The sequence below is a fragment of the Dyella acidisoli genome, from assembly GCF_030160295.1.
GTDB lineage: Bacteria > Pseudomonadota > Gammaproteobacteria > Xanthomonadales > Rhodanobacteraceae > Dyella_B > Dyella_B acidisoli.
On sequence record NZ_BSOB01000050.1, the window covers coordinates 67,897 to 87,775 of the forward strand.

General features: G+C 60.2%; 16 protein-coding genes. 9 read left to right on the top strand and 7 right to left on the bottom strand.

What is annotated here, in order from left to right; translation table 11 throughout:
* Positions 1 to 61 precede the first annotated feature (61 nt).
* Positions 62 to 1,750 (bottom strand): long-chain-fatty-acid--CoA ligase, encoded by a 1,689-nt coding sequence (locus QQJ86_RS19050; RefSeq protein ID WP_284322557.1) that lies wholly within the window; start codon positions 1,748 to 1,750, stop codon positions 62 to 64.
* Between QQJ86_RS19050 and QQJ86_RS19055 the strand changes: the two genes are divergently transcribed.
* The gene (locus tag QQJ86_RS19055; protein ID WP_284322558.1) at positions 1,749 to 2,336 is read left to right on the top strand and encodes a nuclear transport factor 2 family protein; all 588 of its coding nucleotides are present in this window, start codon (positions 1,749 to 1,751) and stop codon (positions 2,334 to 2,336) included. The two genes, QQJ86_RS19050 and QQJ86_RS19055, sit on opposite strands and share 2 nt — an antisense overlap.
* A 55-nt stretch (positions 2,337 to 2,391) precedes the next feature.
* On the opposite strand, the gene acnA is transcribed toward QQJ86_RS19055, so the two are convergent.
* The gene (gene acnA / locus QQJ86_RS19060) at positions 2,392 to 5,142 is read right to left on the bottom strand and encodes an aconitate hydratase AcnA (protein ID WP_284322559.1); all 2,751 of its coding nucleotides are present in this window, start codon (positions 5,140 to 5,142) and stop codon (positions 2,392 to 2,394) included.
* Positions 5,143 to 5,604: 462 nt separating this feature from the next.
* Here acnA and acnB point away from each other — a divergent pair, with 462 nt between their 5' ends.
* Together acnB and QQJ86_RS19070 are read left to right on the top strand one after the other, a co-directional pair.
* A complete protein-coding gene (acnB, locus tag QQJ86_RS19065) occupies positions 5,605 to 8,196 on the top strand; it encodes a bifunctional aconitate hydratase 2/2-methylisocitrate dehydratase (protein WP_284322560.1) in 2,592 nt (863 codons plus the stop codon).
* Positions 8,197 to 8,296: 100 nt separating this feature from the next.
* On the top strand, positions 8,297 to 9,196 hold the full coding sequence (locus QQJ86_RS19070) for a LysR family transcriptional regulator (RefSeq protein WP_284322561.1): 900 nt from the start codon (positions 8,297 to 8,299) through the stop codon (positions 9,194 to 9,196).
* 141 nt (positions 9,197 to 9,337) lie between these two features.
* Here the strand turns inward: QQJ86_RS19070 and hflD are convergent, their stop codons facing one another.
* From hflD to QQJ86_RS19085, 3 genes are read right to left on the bottom strand one after another with little or no spacing between them, the layout of a single operon-like run.
* Complete coding sequence (hflD, locus tag QQJ86_RS19075; RefSeq protein ID WP_284322642.1) at positions 9,338 to 9,952, bottom strand: high frequency lysogenization protein HflD; 615 nt, start codon at positions 9,950 to 9,952, stop codon at positions 9,338 to 9,340.
* A gap of 10 nt (positions 9,953 to 9,962) precedes the next feature.
* Positions 9,963 to 11,090 (bottom strand): tRNA 2-thiouridine(34) synthase MnmA, encoded by a 1,128-nt coding sequence (mnmA, locus tag QQJ86_RS19080; protein WP_284322562.1) that lies wholly within the window; start codon positions 11,088 to 11,090, stop codon positions 9,963 to 9,965.
* Positions 11,087 to 11,578, bottom strand: coding sequence for an NUDIX hydrolase (locus QQJ86_RS19085; protein WP_284322563.1), 492 nt, complete (start codon positions 11,576 to 11,578; stop codon positions 11,087 to 11,089). Before QQJ86_RS19085 ends, mnmA begins: the two co-directional genes overlap by 4 nt.
* Positions 11,579 to 11,714: 136 nt before the next feature.
* On the opposite strand from QQJ86_RS19085, the gene clpS reads away from it, so the two are divergent.
* Both clpS and clpA read left to right on the top strand, forming a co-directional pair.
* On the top strand, positions 11,715 to 12,041 hold the full coding sequence (gene clpS, locus QQJ86_RS19090; protein ID WP_284322564.1) for an ATP-dependent Clp protease adapter ClpS: 327 nt from the start codon (positions 11,715 to 11,717) through the stop codon (positions 12,039 to 12,041).
* Between the two features lie 122 nt (positions 12,042 to 12,163).
* Entirely contained in the window at positions 12,164 to 14,434 is a 2,271-nt protein-coding gene (gene clpA / locus QQJ86_RS19095; protein WP_284322565.1) for an ATP-dependent Clp protease ATP-binding subunit ClpA, read from the top strand.
* 69 nt (positions 14,435 to 14,503) lie between these two features.
* On the opposite strand, the gene infA is transcribed toward clpA, so the two are convergent.
* Positions 14,504 to 14,722 carry a translation initiation factor IF-1 gene (gene infA / locus QQJ86_RS19100; RefSeq protein ID WP_115494636.1) on the bottom strand — a complete coding sequence of 73 codons (219 nt, stop codon included), beginning with the start codon at positions 14,720 to 14,722 and terminating at the stop codon, positions 14,504 to 14,506.
* Between the two features lie 386 nt (positions 14,723 to 15,108).
* Positions 15,109 to 15,387 (bottom strand): polyhydroxyalkanoic acid system family protein, encoded by a 279-nt coding sequence (locus QQJ86_RS19105; RefSeq protein WP_284322566.1) that lies wholly within the window; start codon positions 15,385 to 15,387, stop codon positions 15,109 to 15,111.
* A gap of 101 nt (positions 15,388 to 15,488) precedes the next feature.
* Here QQJ86_RS19105 and QQJ86_RS19110 point away from each other — a divergent pair, with 101 nt between their 5' ends.
* The 4 genes from QQJ86_RS19110 to aroA are packed head-to-tail and all read left to right on the top strand — an operon-like array spanning position 15,489 to position 19,847.
* Complete coding sequence (locus QQJ86_RS19110; RefSeq protein ID WP_284322567.1) at positions 15,489 to 16,262, top strand: FHA domain-containing protein; 774 nt, start codon at positions 15,489 to 15,491, stop codon at positions 16,260 to 16,262.
* A 58-nt stretch (positions 16,263 to 16,320) separates the two neighbouring features.
* Positions 16,321 to 17,406, top strand: coding sequence for a 3-phosphoserine/phosphohydroxythreonine transaminase (gene serC / locus QQJ86_RS19115; RefSeq protein ID WP_284322568.1), 1,086 nt, complete (start codon positions 16,321 to 16,323; stop codon positions 17,404 to 17,406).
* Positions 17,407 to 17,454: 48 nt separating this feature from the next.
* Complete coding sequence (gene pheA / locus QQJ86_RS19120) at positions 17,455 to 18,543, top strand: prephenate dehydratase (RefSeq protein ID WP_284322569.1); 1,089 nt, start codon at positions 17,455 to 17,457, stop codon at positions 18,541 to 18,543.
* The gene (gene aroA / locus QQJ86_RS19125; protein WP_284322570.1) at positions 18,540 to 19,847 is read left to right on the top strand and encodes a 3-phosphoshikimate 1-carboxyvinyltransferase; all 1,308 of its coding nucleotides are present in this window, start codon (positions 18,540 to 18,542) and stop codon (positions 19,845 to 19,847) included. The genes pheA and aroA overlap by 4 nt, the downstream gene beginning before the upstream one ends.
* The last annotated feature ends 32 nt before the right edge of the window (positions 19,848 to 19,879 follow it).

Sequence of the window (19,879 nt, forward strand, 5' to 3'; positions counted from 1 at the left end):
TAAACCGTAAAAAACGGGACTTCTCGCCTTTTACGATTTACGACTCCCGATTTGTGAACACTCAGCCCGCTACCGCGGGCTGTTTCTTTTCATCGCGCAATTCACGCCGCAGAATCTTGCCCACGTTGCTCTTGGGCAGCGCGTCCCGGAACTCGATGATCTTCGGACGCTTGTAGCCGGTGAAGTTTTCGCGGCAGAACTCCTTGAGCTGATCCACCGTGAGGCTTGGGTCCTTGCGCACCACGAACAGCTTCACTGCCTCGCCCGAATGTTCGTCGGGCACGCCGATGGCGGCGACCTCGGCTACGCCGGGGTGCTTCATCACCGTATCCTCGATCTCGTTCGGATACACGTTGAAGCCCGACACAAGGATCATGTCCTTCTTGCGGTCGACGATGTACACGTAGCCGTTCGCATCCATCTTGGCGATGTCGCCGGTGTGCAACCAGCGGTCGTCGGTGAGCACCTTGGCGGTTTCGTCGGGGCGCTTCCAATAGCCTTTCATGACTTGCGGGCCGTGCACCATCAGCTCGCCCACTTCGCCAATAGGCAGTGGTTGGTTGTCTTCGGACCAGATCGCCACGTCAGTGGATGAAATCGGCAGACCGATGGAGCCGTTGTATTCCTTCAGGTCCAGCGGATTGATGCAGGCTGCCGGTGATGTTTCAGTAAGTCCGTAAGCTTCGGCCAACGTGCAGCCGGTGACTTTCTTCCAGCGCTCGGCCACGGCGCGCTGTACCGCCATGCCACCGCCCAGGCTCAAGTGCAGATTGGAAAAATCGACACTTTCAAAACCAGGCGTATTGAGCAGTCCGTTGAACAACGTGTTGACGCCGGTAATCACCGAGAAGTGCGAATTGCGCAGTTCCTTCACGAAGGCGGGCATGTCGCGCGGATTGGTGATGAGAATGTTCAAGCCACCCAGGCGCAAGAACACCAGGCCGTTCGCGGTAAGCGAAAAGATGTGGTACAGCGGCAGCGCGGTGATCACGATCTCGCGTTCTTTCGTGAGATTGGCACCGATCCAAGCGCCAGCCTGCATCATGTTCGCCACCATGTTGCCATGGGTGAGCATGGCGCCCTTGGCCACGCCCGTGGTGCCGCCGGTGTACTGCAGGAATGCGATGTCGTCATGCGTGACGGAGGGCTTCGGCGCCTCGTGCTTTGCGCCAGCGGCCAACGCATCCTTGAACCGTACCGCGTGTGGCAGCGAGTACGGTGGCACCATCTTCTTCACGTGCTTGAGCACAAAATTGATCAGCACGCCCTTGGGACCGAGCAGATCGCCGATGCCAGTGGTTACGATGTGCTTGACGTGCGTTTCTGCAACGACTTGCTGCAAGGTGGCCGCGAAGTTGTCCAGCACCACGATCGCCACGGCGCCCGAATCTTCCAGCTGATGCTTGAGTTCGCGTGCCGTGTACATGGGGTTGGTGTTTACCACCACCATGCCGGCGCGAAGCGCGCCAAATAGGGCAATCGGATACTGCAGGATGTTCGGCAGCATGATCGCAACGCGGTCACCCTTGGTGAGCTTCAGCTCCCCGGTGAGGTAAGCGGCGAATTGCTGGCTCAGGGTGTCGACTTCGCGGTAGGTCAGCCGTTTGCCGAAGCTGGAGAAAGCGTCGCGATCGCGGTATCCGTCAAAAGCCTCTTCCAATACCGCCACCACCGACGCGTACTGGTTGATGTCGATTTCTGCGGGAACACCATCCGGATAGTTATTCAGCCACGGACGCTGATTACTCATGTTCGATCCCAAGCTCCTCAAATACATACCGTTGGTGGTGGCCGCGCGCATCGTGCATCATGCGGGCGAAGCATTGGAGCATACGCTAGCGTACAGCGGCAAGCCGCGTCGCAGCGAGCACTCCTTGGGAAAAGCTGCCGGACGATCGACCATGAAATATCTGTACCGTTTTGCGTTTCTGGCCTTGTTGGTGGTGATGGCAACCGGCTGCCACCGCGCGCCGGACGAGGTGCTGATCCGGCAAGCCATCGACAAAGTGGCCCAGGCTACCGAGCAGGTCGACGCTTCTGCGGTGGTCGCCCCATTGACCGATGATTTCGACGGCAATGGCGGCGGGATGACTCGACAGGACATCGGCAATTTGCTGCGGGCGGCGAAATTCCGTAGCGAAACCTTGCATGCCGTGCTGGGTCCGGTGGATGTGCAGCCGCGCGGTGAGCGGTACGTGGCCAGTTTCACCATCACACTGACCAGCGGTGGAAAGTTGTTTCCTTCGGAATTGGGCGTCTACAAAGTGGAAACTGCGTGGCGCAGGGAAGGGCATGATTGGCGCTGTTATAGCGCGACGTGGACGCAGCAGATTTGACGCGAGCAGATATTGCGCTGCCTCCCCTCTCCCGGTGGGAGAGGGGCTTATCCGATCAGGCCGCTTTTTTACCTGCAAGTTGTCGCAACACGTATTGCAAGATGCCACCGTGCCGGAAGAACTCGCGCTCCTTCGGCGTAAGCAGCAGCACCTTCACGGTAAAGGTCTTCTCGCCCTTATCGCTCTTGGCCACCACCTTGGCTTCCTTCGCCTCGCCATCCTGCAAGCCAGTGATCTCGAACGTCTCCTTGCCGGTTAGGCCAAGGGACTTGGCATTCTCGCCATCCTTGAACTGCAGCGGCAGCACTCCCATGCCAACCAGGTTGGAGCGATGGATGCGCTCGAAGCTTTCCGCAATCACGGCTTTTACGCCGAGCAGCAGTGTGCCCTTGGCGGCCCAGTCGCGCGAGGAGCCGGTGCCATATTCCTTGCCGGCAATCACGATGAGCGGTGTTTTGTCCGCCTTGTACTTCATGGCTGCATCGTAGATGGCCAACTGTTCGCCAACCGGCACATACAAGGTGTAACCACCTTCCACGCCATCCAGCATGAGGTTCTTGATGCGGATGTTGGCGAACGTGCCGCGCACCATCACGTCGTCATTGCCGCGGCGGGAGCCGTAGGAGTTGAAATCCTTCGGTTCCACTCCTTTGGAGATCAGGAAGCGGCCGGCTGGGCTGTCTTTCTTGATCGAGCCAGCGGGCGAGATGTGATCAGTAGTGATCGAGTCGCCGAACAAGCCGAGCACGCGCGCACCGTGAATGTCTTCGATCTTGCCCGTCTCCATCGTCATGCCTTCGAAGTAGGGCGGGTTCTTGATGTAAGTAGACTCGCTCCACTTGTAGACCGAACCTTCCGGCGAGGCGATGCTGTTCCAGCGGCTGTCGCCTTTGAACACATCGGCATAGTTCTTGGTGAACATCCCAGGGTTGATCGCACCGGCGATCACATCGGAGATTTCCTTGTTGCTCGGCCAGATGTCTTTGAGGTACACCGGCTTGCCGTCGCTGCCGGTACCGAGCGGATCGCTCGACAGATTCACATCCAGCGAACCGGCCAACGCATAAGCCACCACCAGCGGCGGTGAGGCCAGGTAGTTCATTTTGACTTCCGGATGCACGCGACCTTCGAAGTTGCGGTTACCGGAAAGTACGGACGCCACGGCGAGATCGCCTTCGCCAATGCCCTTGCTGATTTCCTGGGGCAATGGACCCGAGTTACCGATGCAGGTGGTGCAACCGTAGCCGACGATATAGAAGCCGACTTTTTCCAGTTCCTTCAATAAGCCCGTTTTTTCCAGGTAATCGGTGACCACCAGCGAGCCAGGTGCGAGCGAGGTTTTCACCCACGGCTTGGCTTTCAAGCCTTTCTCCGCGGCTTTCTTGGCGAGCAGGCCGGCGCCAAGCATCACCGCTGGATTGGATGTGTTGGTGCATGAGGTAATCGCAGCGATCACCACTGCGCCATCCTGTAGATGAAAGTTTTCGCCATTCATCGATACATGCGGCCCCTTCGCCAGCGCACTGGCGTCATGGCCCACCGCGGTGCCACCGCCTTCGCCGGCAAGGCGCGCTTCAGCGCGTACTTCGCCGCCGTTCTTGCGGTTGGCGGTGAGTGTGGCGAGGCTATCGTGATAGCTCTTCTTTACGTCTTCGAGCAGCACGCGATCCTGCGGACGCTTGGGGCCAGCCAGCGATGGCTTCACATCGGCGAGATTGAGTTCCAATGTGGTGGAGAACTGTGCATGCGGTGTGTTCTCGTCATGCCACAGACCTTGTGCCTGTGCGTAGGCTTTGACCAGCGCGATCTGATCTTCGCTACGACCTGACAGATGCAGGTAGTTGAGCGCTTCCTGGTCGATCGGGAAGATGCCACAGGTTGCGCCGTATTCCGGCGCCATGTTGCCGATGGTGGCGCGATCGGCGAGCGGCAGGTGTCTCAGACCCTCGCCAAAAAACTCCACGAATTTACCCACCACGCCAAGCTTGCGCAGCATCTGCGTGACGGTAAGCACGAGGTCGGTGGCGGTCACGCCTTCCGGCAACCTGCCAATGAGTTTGAAGCCGACCACTTGCGGGATCAGCATCGAAGATGGCTGCCCGAGCATCGCCGCTTCGGCTTCGATACCGCCCACGCCCCATCCCAGCACGCCAAGACCGTTGACCATGGTGGTGTGCGAGTCGGTGCCGAACACAGTGTCGGGATAGGCCCAGTCGGCGCCATCCTTCTGGCCAGTGAACACCACGCGGGCAAGGTGTTCCAGGTTCACCTGGTGCACGATGCCGGTGCGCGGCGGTACCACTTTGAAATTATTGAACGCCTTCTGGCCCCAGCGCAGAAACGAGTAGCGCTCATGATTGCGCTCGAACTCGATCTCGACGTTCTTCTCCAGCGCCGAAGGTGAGCCGTAGGCGTCGACCTGCACGGAGTGGTCGATCACCAATTCTGCGGGTGCGAGCGGGTTGATCTGCTTGGCGTCACCGCCAAGCTTCACCACCGCGTCGCGCATCGCAGCGAGGTCCACGACGCAAGGCACGCCGGTGAAATCCTGCAGCACGACGCGTGCGGGCATGAACGAGATTTCGGTATCCGGCTCGGCCTTGGGATTCCACTTGGCGACCGCTTCGATTTCCTTTTTAGTGACGTTGACGCCGTCCTCATGGCGCAACAGGTTCTCCAGCAGGATCTTCATCGAGTAAGGCAGGTGCTTCAGATCGAACTGCTGGCCGAGCTTAGTAAGGCTGGCGATCTGATACGAGCTGCCGTTGACCTTGAGGGTGTCGCGGGTGGCAAATGAGTCCAGCATGGGGTAGCTCCTGTTGCTTGAAGACTGGCGGACGCACGCGGCGTAGCAGGGGAATGCTAGAACAGCGGACGTTAGGGGAATTGCAAGGAGGCTTGCGTTCCGTCTTGGCGATGCCGCGAAAGTTTGGGCCAATTCGGTAACCGTGCAAGCCACTTTCGAGCGATTTGGCCACGATCACATTGCAAGATTTCGAACGCAGCCGGAAACAGGTTTTCGTTGCTGGGCTTTGGGGGCGGCTGGCAAAATATGCGAGTTCACTGCTCCCTCTCCCCTCCGGGGAGAGGGTTGGGGTGAGGGGATGGGCTTGCCGAAAACTTGATCAATGCTTTGAAGCTTTTGCTCCTTCTCCCTCGCGCCACAAAGCCCATCCGCAAGATTGGCCCCTCACCCTAGCCCTCTCCCCAGAGGGGAGAGGGGACTGGTTCACTGCAACTTGTAGCCTCCCGAACAGGATCCGATCGCATGCTCAACGCCTATCGTCAACATGTCGCCGAGCGCGCTGCGCTGGGCATTTCGCCTCTGCCGCTGTCGGCCCAGCAAACCGCCGACCTGATCGAGCTGTTGAAGAACCCGCCCGCGGGCGAAGAGGCCTTCCTGGTCGATCTGATCACGAACCGTGTGCCGGCCGGTGTGGACGATGCGGCTAAGGTCAAGGCGTCCTACCTCGCCGCCGTGGCATTCGGCACCGAGAAGTGCTCGCTGATCAGCCGCGAGAAAGCGACGGAACTGCTGGGCACCATGCTCGGCGGCTACAACATCCATCCGTTGATCGAACTGCTGGACGATGCGCAAGTGGGCGGTATCGCGGCGGAAGCGCTGAAGAAAACCCTGCTGATATTCGACGCCTTCCACGACGTGAAGGAGAAAGCGGACAAGGGCAACACCAACGCAAAGTCCGTGCTGCAGAGCTGGGCGGATGCCGAATGGTTCACCAGCCGGCCGCAGGTGCCGGAGAGCCTCACCATCACCGTGTTCAAGGTGCCGGGCGAAACTAACACCGACGATCTCTCGCCGGCACCTGATGCCACCACGCGTCCGGACATCCCGCTGCACGCGCTCGCCATGTTGAAGAACAAGCGCGACGGTGCACCGTTCCAGCCGGAAGAAGACGGCAAGCGCGGCCCGATCCAGCTGATCCAGGATCTCAAGCAGAAGGGCCACCTGGTCGCCTACGTGGGTGACGTGGTCGGTACCGGTTCCAGCCGCAAATCAGCGACCAACTCCGTGCTGTGGTGGACCGGCGAAGACATTCCCTTCATTCCTAACAAGCGCTTCGGCGGCGTGTGCCTGGGCAGCAAGATCGCCCCGATCTTCTACAACACGATGGAAGATGCCGGTGCGCTGCCGATCGAGCTGGATGTTTCCAGCATGGACATGGGCGATGTGGTCGAGTTGCGCCCTTATGAAGGCAAGGCGCTGAAGAACGGCCAGGTGATCGCCGAATTCCAGGTGAAGTCCGACGTGCTGTTCGATGAAGTGCGTGCCGGTGGCCGCATTCCGCTGATCATCGGCCGTGGTCTCACCGCCAAGGCGCGCGAAGCGCTGGGCCTGCCGCCGTCCACGCTGTTCCGCCTGCCGCAGAGCCCGGTCGACACCGGCAAGGGCTACACGCTGGCGCAGAAGATGGTCGGCCGTGCTTGCGGTTTGCCAGAAGGCAAGGGCGTGCGTCCAGGTACCTATTGCGAGCCGAAGATGACCTCCGTGGGTTCGCAGGACACCACCGGCCCGATGACGCGCGACGAACTGAAGGATCTGGCGTGCCTTGGTTTCTCCGCTGACCTGGTGATGCAGTCGTTCTGCCACACCGCCGCTTATCCAAAGCCCGTGGACGTGAAGACGCACCATGATCTGCCGGCCTTCATTTCCACCCGCGGCGGTATCAGCCTCCGTCCGGGTGATGGCGTGATCCACTCCTGGCTCAATCGCATGCTGCTGCCCGATACGGTCGGCACCGGCGGCGACAGCCACACCCGCTTCCCGATCGGTATTTCGTTCCCGGCGGGTTCCGGCCTGGTGGCCTTCGCGGCTGCCACGGGCGTGATGCCGCTCGATATGCCCGAATCGGTGCTGGTGCGCTTCAAGGGCGAACTGCAACCGGGTGTCACGCTGCGCGATCTGGTCAATGCGATTCCGCTGTATGCGATCAAGCAGAATCTGCTCACGGTCGCCAAGCAGGGTAAGAAGAACATCTTCTCCGGCCGCATTCTGGAAATCGAAGGCTTGCCGAATCTGAAGGTGGAGCAGGCGTTCGAGCTGTCCGATGCGTCCGCTGAGCGTTCCGCCGCCGGCTGCACGGTGAAGCTCAACAAGGAGCCGATCATCGAATACTTGAACAGCAACATCACGCTGCTGAAGTACATGATCGCGCAGGGCTACCAGGACGCTCGCAGTCTGCAGCGCCGAATCAAGGCAATGGAAGCATGGCTGGCTAATCCACAATTGCTCGACGGCGACAAGGATGCCGACTACGCCGCCGTGATCGAGATCGACCTCAACGACATCCATGAACCGATCGTGGCATGCCCGAACGATCCGGACGACGTCAAGACGCTGTCTGATGTGGCCGGCGCGAAGATCGACGAAGTATTCATCGGTTCGTGCATGACCAACATCGGCCACTTCCGCGCCGCGTCCAAGCTGCTTGAAGGCAAGCGCGACATTCCCACGCGTTTGTGGGTGGCTCCGCCGACCAAGATGGACCAGAAGCAGCTCACTGAGGAAGGTCACTACGGTGTACTCGGCACGGCCGGTGCGCGCATGGAAATGCCGGGCTGCTCGCTGTGCATGGGCAACCAGGCGCAGGCGCGCGAAGGTGCCACGGTGTTCTCCACCTCAACCCGCAACTTCCCGAACCGCCTGGGCAAGAACACCAACGTGTACCTGGGTTCGGCGGAACTCGCCGCGATCTGCTCGCGTCTCGGCCGCATCCCGACCCAGGAGGAATACCTGGCCGACATCGGTGTGATCAACGCGAATGGCGAGAAGATCTATCGCTACATGAACTTCGATCAGATCGCTGATTTCAAGGAAGTGGCGGATACGGTCACTGCGTAAACCGCGAACGATCCCTTCTTTCCCAAGAAGAGATACGAAGCCCGGCCAAGTGCCGGGCTTCGTCGTTTATGCTTTGCCGTGACGTACTTAGGGCCACACGATGATCTCCACCCACCTCTCGGCAGTTTCCTTGCGTGACCTGATTCTTGTGCAGGCCGTGCATCGCCACGGCAGCTTCAACAGCGCCGCGCGTGCCATGCACATCAGCGCGTCGGGCCTCTCGCATCAGGTTCAGAAAGTGGAGCAGGCCCTCGGTGCGCCATTGTTCGAGCGCGGCGGGCGGCGCGTCGTGCCAACGGCAGGCGGGCAACGCCTGCTGGAGCAGATCGATGCGGTATTGCTTGCTGCAGAACATTTGCAGCAAGCAGCGCGTGCCGGTGACACTGCATTCGGCGGTGAACTGCGGCTGGGTGTGTTGGCCACTTTGGGGCCTTATCTGTTGCCGCATCTGATCGAACCGTTCCCACAGCACTTTCCTGGTGCGCGCTTGAGTCTGTCGGAAGGTAAACCGCGAGGGTTGCTGCGTCGATTGCATGAAGGTGAATTAGATGCCGTGCTTGCACCGCCAGCGTCTTCGCTGAGCGGCATCGTGATGTGTCCGCTGTTCTTCGAACCCTGGGAAGTCTTGTTGCGCGCGGATCACGCTTTGGCCGGCAAACGCACGATCTCGATGGATCAGCTCGATGCCAGCCAGGCGATCTTGATGGCGGAAAGCCATGCTGATGACGAAGGCTATGTGCAGGATGTCAGCCTGGAGAGTCTCGCTGCCCTGGTGACGCTACGTGGTGGGCATGCGTTGGTGCCAGCGCTTGCGCATGATCGCTTGGCATCGATGCCGGATATTGTGCTGGCGAAGATCAAGGGCGAGGCGCCAGGGCGGGAGATTGCGCTGTATTGGCGCGAGGCGTCGCCATGGCATGGCGATCTGCAGGCTTTTGCAGAATTGCTGCGCAAGCTGGCCAGACAACGCCCCGGTTTGCACCTTATTGATGCGATGTAACGAGGCCGGGCCGATTGCATGGCGGATGTGCAGCGTCGCAAGCTCTGACGCTGCGTTTTCGACGCAGCGCTGCAGGTTGGGGTGCAAACCCCAACATTGCTATGCATGTGCGCGGTGCCATGTTGGGGTTCGCACCCCAATCTACAAAGTTGTACCGGTCAACAACCCGCGCGCCAACATCGTGCATTGCCGCCGATGCAGCAGCAGTTGCCACTGACGTCCACCGATCTGTCGCCACAGCACTGCCGAACGCACCGCGGCCAACAGACTTGCACGTACCCGTTCGACCAGGGCGGGTTGCTGCAACCATTGCGGATTGCCAGTGACCATCACGCGTGGCCTCAGCGTTGAGAGCGTGGTCGCATACAGCTCAGCCAAGCGGCTGTAAACCTGCGGCGAATTCAGCCCGAAATGATCGACCTGCCGCTTGGCAGAAACGATGCCTTGCTGCAGTTGATCCAGCAGGTCTTTGCGATGGGCCAGGCTGCGTTCGAGGCGCATCACGGTGACCACCATGCGGGTGATCGCCATGTCGCGGCCGTTTTCGTCAAGTTGCCCGATCAGGGTGCGCAGACCCAGACGAATGCCCGATACGTTGCCGTACACCCCGACCACCGACGGTGCATCGATGCGGAACACGCTGGCCAAGCTGGCGTCGAGTGCGAGATCGTCGCAGCGCCCCTCATTGGCGAGCTGGTGGGCGAGGGCGGAAGCCTGGAACAATCCGGCCAGCGCCAGCACCCGTTCCTCGTTGATGGCGAAAGCTTTAAGCACGCTGCGTCATATCCTTTGTAGTTGGGTGGGCAAGGCCGCCATACGCGGCATCGGTGGCTGCGATCACCGCGCCGCCCAGGCATTCCTCACCGGCGTAGAACACCACTGATTGGCCAGGCGTGACAGCTCGCTGTGGTTCGTCGAACCGTACTTCCAGACCGTTATGGTGTATTGACACCATGCAGGCCTGATCGTGCTGTCGGTAACGGGTCTTGGCCGTGCAGCGGAATTCCTTTGCCGACGGCGTACCTGCCACCCAGGTAGGTGTTTCGGCGAGCAGCCGCCGGGACTGCAACCATTCGTTCTCACCGCCCTGGGCCACGTACAGCACGTTGCGGGCGACATCCTTGCCGACCACATACCAGGGCTCGCCGCCGGTATTTTGGCGTCCACCGATCCCCAGGCCATTGCGCTGCCCGAGCGTGTAATACATGACGCCCTGGTGCTCGCCGATCAGACGACCGTCCGGGCTGCGCATCTCGCCAGGACAGGCAGGGATGTATTGGGTCAGAAACTGACGGAAATCGCGCTCGCCGATAAAGCAAATGCCGGTGGAATCCTTCTTGGCGTGCGTGGGCAAGTTCGCCTTGCGCGCCATGTCGCGCACCTGGGATTTCTCGATCTCGCCTACCGGGAACAAAGTGGCGGCGAGTTGTTGCTGGCCCAGCGCATGCAGAAAGTAGGTTTGATCCTTGCCGGCGTCGACCGCGCGCAGCAGTCGGTAGCGTCCGTCCAGGCAGTCCACGCGTGCGTAGTGGCCAGTGGCGATCTTTTCTGCGCCCAAGGCGCGCGCTTCGTCCAGGAAGGTCTTGAACTTGATTTCGCGATTGCAGAGCACGTCCGGGTTGGGCGTGCGTCCCGCGCGGTATTCGGCCAGGAAGTGCTCGAATACACCATCCCAGTACTCGGCGGCGAAATTGCGGGCGTGAAAAGGAATACCCAGGCGGCCGCAGACGGCGACGGCATCCTTGCGGTCCTGGTCGGCGGTGCAGGGGCCGTTACGGTCGTCTTCCTCCCAGTTCTGCATGAAAAGGCCTTCCACTTCGTGGCCGGCTTGTTGCAGCAACAGTGCAGCGACGGAGGAATCGACACCACCTGAAATGCCCAGCATCACTTTCATGACGCATCACTGCCGGGCATCAGGCTGGTGACCACCGACAGCGGTAGTCGCTGACCGGCGAGCCATTCGTCGATGCTCATCAACACCATCGGGCTGCGCAGGCGGTCGCCCAGCGCTGCGATTTCGGCGCGTGTCAGCCACAGCGCGCGACGAATTCCCGCGTCGAGCGGTTGCTGAGGATCGTGGCTCAAGGGCTTGGCCGCAAAGCTGAAACGCACGATGACCTGGCCGTGTTCCTTGCTGCGCCACTGATGCACGCCAATTAAATGGGTCAGTGACACTGTCCAACCGGTTTCTTCACGTGTCTCGCGCACGGCCGCCTGTTGCAGACTCTCGAGGTCGTCCAGATGACCTGCGGGCTGGTTGTAAGCCACGCAGCCGTTGACCTCCTCTTCAACCATCAGGTAGCGGTCGCGGTCTGTTACAACGCAGGCCACTGTCACATGCGGACGCCACACGTCACAGCTTGAGTTATCGGGTGTTGTCATCGTCGGGTCAAAGAACCCTGGGGAGGGGGACTGGAAATGGCGTTATTGTGCCATTACCTCAAGCGCACCCGCCGGGTAGCAAAATAATCCCCAGGCGTATACTTAACTCGAACAGGCCGAATCCATTTTTCAGAGCATGGCGAACGAATCCGATCAAGAACACGGCAGTGGGCATGGGCTCACAGTAGAAGTGTCAAAACCTGAGGTGGCGCGACCGCCGCTGTTTCAGGTGTTGCTGTTGAACGACGATTTCACACCGATGGACTTCGTAGTTGAGGTACTGCGTATGTTCTTTGGCATGGACCAGGAGAAAGCCGTACAGATCATGTTGCACGTACACACTCGCGGTAAGGGTGTGTGCGGGGTGTTCACGCGTGAAGTGGCCGAAACCAAGGTCACCCAGGTGAACGAGTATTCACGTGCCAACCAGCATCCTCTGTTGTGCACGATGGAAAAGGTTTGAGGATCTGTTCAACTTTTCGTCAAGACGGCTCTTGTGCGGAAGATATTGATCAGGTCTTTTTGGCCCCCATCTTGCATCTATCGCGGTGAAGCCGCCCAACATTGCTAGTGGAGTAGGTCCGGATGTTCAGCAAGGATCTCGAAGTCACCATCGGCCAGTGCTACAAGCAGGCCCGCGAACAGCGCCACGAGTTCATGACCGTGGAGCACTTGCTGCTCGCCCTCACGGAAAACCAGTCGGCGTTGGGCGCCCTGCGCGCCTGCGGCGCGGACCTTCCGCGGCTGACCCATGAGCTGGAAAAGATCATCGCCGAGACCGTGCCGGTGCTGCCGCACGGTGACGAACGCGATACGCAGCCCACGTTGGGTTTCCAGCGCGTGCTGCAGCGGGCGGTGTACCACGTGCAGTCTTCCGGCCGTAAGGAAGTCACCGGCGCCAACGTGCTGGTGGCGATCTTCGGTGAAAAGGACTCCCATGCGGTGTATTTCCTGCATCAGCAAGAAATCACGCGCCTGGACGTGGTCAACTACATCTCGCACGGCATCGCCAAGATCGGCGACGAGCCTTCCAGCGGCATCTCCGGCAGCGAGCGCGATGCCGAGGAAGGCAGCGAGGGCAAAGGCAATCCGCTCAGCGAATACGCCAGCAACCTCAACGAACTGGCACTGGAAGGCAAGATCGATCCGCTAATCGGCCGCCAGGACGAAATCGAACGCACCATCCAGGTGCTATGCCGTCGCCGCAAGAACAACCCGCTCTATGTCGGTGAGGCTGGTGTGGGTAAGACAGCGCTAGCCGAAGGTCTGGCCAAGCGCATCGTCGACGGCGAAGTACCGGAGGTGCTGGAAAACGCGACCATCTGGGCGCTGGACTTAGGCGCGCTGGTGGCTGGCACCAAGTATCGCGGCGACTTCGAGAAGCGCCTGAAAGCCGTCATCGGTCAGCTGAAGAAGCAGTCGGGCGCGATTCTCTTTATCGACGAGATTCACACCATCATCGGCGCTGGTTCTGCGTCAGGTGGCACCATGGATGCCAGCAACCTGATCAAGCCCATGCTTGCTTCGGGCGAGTTGCGCTGCATTGGTTCCACGACATTCCAGGAATTCCGCGGCATCTTCGAAAAAGATCGCGCGCTGGCGCGCCGCTTCCAGAAGATCGACGTGGTCGAGCCCAGCGTGGCCGACAGCCTGGAGATCTTGAAGGGTTTGAAGTCGCGCTTCGAGGAACACCACAACGTGTCTTACACGCTGGAAGCGCTGAAGGCCGCAGTGGATCTGTCAGTGAAGCACATTCCCGATCGCCTGCTGCCCGATAAGGCCATTGATGTGATCGACGAGGCCGGCGCACGCCAGCGCTTGCTGCCGATCGAACAGCGCACTGGCAAGGTCGACGTGCCGGAAGTCGAATACATCGTTGCCAAGATGGCGCGTATCCCGGCCAAGCAAGTGTCGGCATCTGATCGCGACGTGCTGAAGAATCTGGAACGCAACCTCAAGATGGTGGTGTTCGGGCAGGATCCGGCGATCGAAGCGCTGGCGGCATCGATCAAGATGGCGCGCTCGGGTCTGGCCGATCCTTCCAAGCCGATCGGCTGCTTCCTGCTCGCCGGCCCCACCGGCGTGGGCAAGACGGAGGTCACGAAGCAGTTGGCCATGCAGCTTGGCATCGAGATGATCCGCTTCGACATGTCCGAGTACATGGAAGCGCATTCGGTGTCGCGTCTTGTGGGTGCGCCTCCGGGTTACGTCGGCTTCGATCAGGGTGGCCTGCTGACGGAGGCCGTCACCAAGCATCCGCATGCCGTGCTGCTGCTGGACGAAATCGAGAAGGCACATCCGGATGTGTTCAACATCCTGCTGCAGGTGATGGACCGCGGCGTGTTAACCGACACCAATGGTCGCGAGGCGAACTTCAAAAACGTGATCGTGGTGATGACCACCAATGCCGGCGCGCAACAGGCTTCGCGCCGCAGCATCGGCTTCGTGAAGCAGAACCACACCATGGATTCGATGGAAGTGATCCGCCGTACCTTCACCCCCGAGTTCCGCAATCGCCTGGATGCGATCATCCAGTTCAACGCGCTGGACTTCGAGCACATCTTGCGGGTGGTCGACAAGTTCCTGATCGAACTGGAATCGCAGCTCAGCGAGAAGCACGTGTCGCTGGACGTCGACGCCGATGCACGCCGCTGGCTGGCCGAGCACGGTTTCGATCCGCAGATGGGAGCTCGCCCGATGGCACGCGTGATCCAGGAGAAGATCAAGCGAGTGCTGGCCGACGAGCTGCTGTTTGGCAAGCTGGCCGAGGGTGGCAAGGTGAGCCTGAGCGTTAAAGAAGGCCAGCTGGCGGTGAACACCGAAGCGGCCGAACCGGTGCCGGCGACGATCTCCTGACGTTGATCGGTCGCCATAATAAAAAAGCCGCGCAGATGCGCGGCTTTTTTATTTGGAAACTTGTCAGGCTCACTTCATGCGGTAGGTAATGCGGCCCTTGGTAAGGTCATAGGGGGTCATTTCCACCTTCACCTTGTCGCCAGTGAGAATGCGAATGTAATGCTTGCGCATGCGGCCGGAGATATGGGCAATCACGACATGGCCATTTTCCAGCTTCACTCGAAACATGGTGTTGGGTAGGGTCTCTACGACCGTACCATCCATTTCAATGACGTCGTCTTTGGCCATGCGTTCCGGGAGGTGTGCGCGGGCCACCATGGCCGCGTAAGCCATCCATTATGCCACGTAACAGGGGCGGGTCAAAGAAATTAGGCTGAGGGATGCTCTGATCTATTCCACGCACCCGTCACCGCACTGTATGCGCGCAGCAGTTTGTCGCAGCGGGGAAGGCAGACTGGCTGTCTGTCGAGACGCTGGGGCAAACTGCTGCGCGCATACAGTGCGGCCCCAACGTGTTGAATTTAATGGCGGGGTGACCTCCAGAAGGCTCGCAGGCTGTGCCGCGTGGCTTGAACAGGCCAGTCTGCCCTGCGCCACGCAACACACCCTGCGGGCCTTCTGGACGTCATGCCGGGTACGTGGAATAGATCAGAGCATCCCTAAGATCCAAACACTCAGGAGAAATGTTCGTCCAGCTTGCGCCGGATCTCCTGTTCAATCATGCCCTTGAGCGGGGAAAACAGCATGCCCAGCTGCGCGCTCACTTGGATTTCATCGCCGCCGATAGCGATCTTGCCGTTGATGCCGGGGCGGTCGAAGCTCAGCGTGCTGTCGTTCTGCCATTGTGTCTGGACCTGGAACTTCTCACGCATGCGCGTGGCAACCTGGTCAATCACGGCGTGTGCTTCGGCAGCGGACAAACGGTGCGGACGGCGGATTTCGATACTGGGCATGGATGCTGCTCTAACAGATTAACTAGGCATGATAAACGCAAATCCTGTCGATATTTTTCATGCATCTGGTAGAGTCGCGCCGTCATATAATTGATCATTTCATGCGCATCGAGTTTCCCCATTCCACCCGAGCGGATTTCCGCTGGAGCCAGCCGGTGTTGCGCATCGGCAGTGACTCCGGCAACGACCTGGTGCTGGGGACTGGCCAAGCTGCGGCGCATCACCTGCAGATCAGTCAAGACAAACGTGGCTGGGTGCTCGATGTGCTGCCGGATGCCAATCGCATTTATGTCAATGCGCGCCCGGTGCGCGAGCGTGCCATCCTGCATCCGGGGGACATGCTTAGCGTAGGCGACTGTCGCATGCTGTTGTGTGCGGATGAAGCACCTGTCGGACGCACATCGCCCGAAACGCCCGCGCAGGAGCGTTGCACCGTGGCACTTCGCGCCGTGGCTGGGCCGCTCTCAGGTCAGGTACTGCCGCTGGCCGATCGGCTGGAATTGGGGTCGCAAGGTCGTGTTCCGCTGGACTTGCCGCAGGGCGAAACGGCCACGCTGACGATTTTCTGGCGTGATGGTCAGTTGCGCATGGAGTCCAGTCAGCCCGCCGATGGGCGTTATCCAGCCCGGGTCAACGGCATCGTCGCGCAGCAGACGGTGCTGCTTCCGGGCGACCAGATTGGCATCGGCATGCACCGCTTTCTGATCGATGCGCCGGGCCTGGAGCGCGAACCGGAAATCGTGCTTCCACCTGAGCCCGCAAACCCCTTGCCGGAAGATGCAGCCGGGCCGCGTGGGGAAGTGTGGTGGCTGATTGCCACCGCAGCGGTGCTGGCCTTAGGCATTGCACTCCTGTTGTTGTTGCACGCGCATTGACGTTTTGTTGCTGCGTCGCGGCATAATGCGGCGATCATTACAAGACGGGAAGCGGTGCGTGAGCAGGGTTTGGAACTTCAGTGCAGGTCCGGCGGCATTGCCCTTGTCGGTGCTTGAACGCGCGCAGCGCGAGCTGCTGGACTGGAACGGCAGTGGCGCTTCGGTAATGGAGCAGTCCCATCGCGGCAAGCGCTTCATCGCCATGGCACAGCAGGTGGAAGCGAATCTGCGCGAGCTGATGGACATCCCGGATGACTATGCTGTGTTGTTCGAGCAAGGCGGGGCTACGCAGCACTTCGCGCAGATTCCCATGAACCTCGCGGTCGAAGGTGACAGCGCCGACTACATCATCACCGGTCATTGGAGCGAAAAAGCCGCCAGCGAGGCGGCGCCCTACGTGCGCGTGAACGTTGCGGCCACCAGCAAGTCTGAAAGCTATCTGCGCATGTCGGCGCGTGAGACATGGAAGCTCGACCCCAACGCTTCGTACGTGCACATCGCCACCAATGAAACCATTCACGGCGTGCAGTTCAAGCAGCCCCCTGATGTGGGCAATGTGCCGCTGGTGGCGGATATGTCGTCGGACATTCTTTCCGGCCCCGTCGATGTGCGCCGCTACGGCCTGATCTATGCCGGCGCGCAGAAGAACATCGGCCCTTCCGGTCTGGTGCTGATCATCATCCGTCGCGATCTGCTCGAACGGCCGACGCGCCCGATGGCAAAGATCTTCCGCTATGTCGAGCACGCCGCCCATGATTCGATGCTCAACACGCCCAACACGTGGGGCTGGTACCTGGCCGGGCTGACTTTCGAATGGCTCAAGGACAACGGCGGTCTTGCCGCGATGGCTGAGCTCAATCGCCAGAAGTCCGAACTGCTCTATTCGACGATCGATGGTTCCGGTGGGTTCTACGCTAACCCTATCGATCCGCCGGTACGGTCGCGCATGAATGTGCCATTCACCCTGCACGATAGCGCACTCGACGCTGCCTTCCTGCAGGAATCGGAGGCCGCGGGTCTACTCGCGCTGAAGGGACACAAAGCACTGGGCGGCATGCGCGCATCGCTGTACAACGCGGTGCCATTGCAGGCCGTGCAAGTGCTGGTGGATTTCATGCACGACTTTGCACGCCGGCATGGCTGATACACTGCCGTACCGAAACGGACATCCTTACGTTTGGACATCCATCGCATGAACGAACCCAAGCTATCGCTGGTGCAGGTGCGTGACCGCATCGACAGCATCGACCGGCAGATCCAGGAGCTGATCTCCGAACGCGCCAACTGGGCCCGCGAAGTGGCCAAGGTGAAAGGCGAGGGGCTTTCGGCGATCGACTATTACCGTCCCGAACGCGAAGCGCATGTGCTGCGTATGGTGGTGGACCGCAACAGCGGCCCACTTTCCGACGCGGAGATGGTGCGATTGTTCCGCGAAATCATGTCTTCCTGCCTGGCGCAGGAAGATCCACTTAAAGTCGGTTATCTCGGTCCCGAAGGCACCTTCAGCGAACAAGCCGTGCGCAAGCATTTCGGTCACGCCGCTTATGGGCTTCCGCTGGGCAGCATCGAGGAAGTGTTTCAGGAAGTTGCTGCCGGTCATGCGGATTTCGGCGTGGTGCCGGTGGAGAATTCCGGGCAGGGCATGATCCAGGTGACACTGGATATGTTCCTCACCTCCGAAGCGCGCATCTGTGGCGAAGTGGAGCTGCGCGTTCACCAATGCCTGCTGTCACAGCGCGACTCGGTTGAAGGCATCAAGCAGGTTTACGGGCATGCGCAGTCGCTGCAACAGTGCAAGACCTGGCTGCGCGTGAACCTGCCGGATGCCGAATGCATCGCCGTGCACAGCAATGCAGAAGGCGCGCGCCTGGCGCGTCATGCTGACGATGCCGCTGCGATTGCCGGCGCTACGGCGGCGAAAGTTTATGGTTTGAAGATCATCGAGCAGGCGATCGAGGATCGCGCCGACAACACCACACGCTTCCTGGTGATCGGTCGCTCGCTGTTTCCACCTTCGGGTAATGACCGCACTTCGCTCTTGATTACGGTCAACGACAAACCGGGCGCGCTCTACGAAATACTGAGTCCGTTCGCCAAACATGGTGTCAGCTTGAATCGCATCGAATCCCGCCCGGCGCATACCGGCAAGTGGCAATACGCTTTCTTTATCGACGTTTCCGGTCACATTGACGACGTACCCCTGCAGGCAGCCTTGAAAGACATGGGGCCACACGCCGCTCAGGTGCGCGTACTCGGCGCCTACCCGGTGGCCTTGCCATGAGTGGTGCGCAGCGTCTGAACTGGGTCAGCCGGCCTGCAACGGCCCTGCGTGGCGACGTGGTAGTGCCCGGCGACAAGTCCGTATCGCATCGTTCGATGATGCTTTCGGGCATCGCAGAAGGTACCTCGTATATTCGCGGTTTTCTGGAAGGTGAAGACACGCGTGCGACCGCTGCCGTACTGGCGCAACTCGGCGTAGCGATCGAAGCGCCTTCTGCCGGCGAGCGCATCGTGCATGGCGTGGGCTTGCATGGTCTGCGTGCTTCGAACCAGCCGCTCGATTGCGGCAACGCCGGTACTGGTATGCGACTGCTAGCGGGTTTGCTTGCCGGACAAGCTTTCGATAGCACCCTGATCGGTGACGAGTCACTTTCCAAGCGTCCGATGCGCCGTGTCACGGATCCGCTCGCAAAGATGGGTGCACAGATCGATACGCAGGATGGCCTGCCGCCGTTGCAAGTGCGTGGTGGCCGTAAGCTGCATGGTATCCGCTACGAACTGCCGGTGGCGAGCGCACAGGTGAAATCCGCGCTGCTGCTTGCAGGACTGTATGCCGAAAGCAGCACCGAAGTGATCGAACCGCATCCCACGCGCGACTACACCGAGCGCATGTTGCAGGCCTTCGGTTGGCCGATCGAATTCTCACCCGGTTACGCCAAGCTTGAAGGCGGTCATCGCTTGCGTGCGACGGATATCGTCGTGCCAGCGGACTTTTCTTCCTCGGCGTTCTTTCTGGTTGCAGCCAGCATCTTGCCCGGCTCCACCTTGCGTTTGCCGGCGGTGGGTTTGAATCCACGTCGCACCGGCTTGCTTGAAGCGCTGCGCTTGATGGGGGCCGATATCAGCATTGAAAACCAGAGCAAAAGCGGCGGAGAAGCCGTGGGCGATCTGATCGTGCGCCATGCGCCGTTGCACGGTATCGAACTGCCCGAAGCGCTTGTACCGGACATGATCGACGAGTTCCCGGCGTTGTTCGTTGCTGCCGCGGTGGCGAAGGGACGTACCGTAATTCGCGGAGCTGCGGAGTTGCGTGTGAAGGAATCGGATCGCATCGCGACGATGGCGGCTGGGTTGCGCGCGCTTGGCGTACGCATCGAGGAAACGCCGGACGGCGCGATCATCGACGGAGGCATCATCAACGGCGGCACAGTGGACAGCCACGGCGACCATCGTATAGCGATGAGTTTTGCGGTAGCGGGCTTGGTGGCGCGTGATGCGATAACGATTGGCGATTGCGCGAATGTGGCTACGTCGTTTCCGGGTTTTTTGGAGTTGGCCAATAGTTGCGGGTTTTCGCTGGGCTAAATCGCCATCTTCCTGAGTGAATCCCTCTCCCT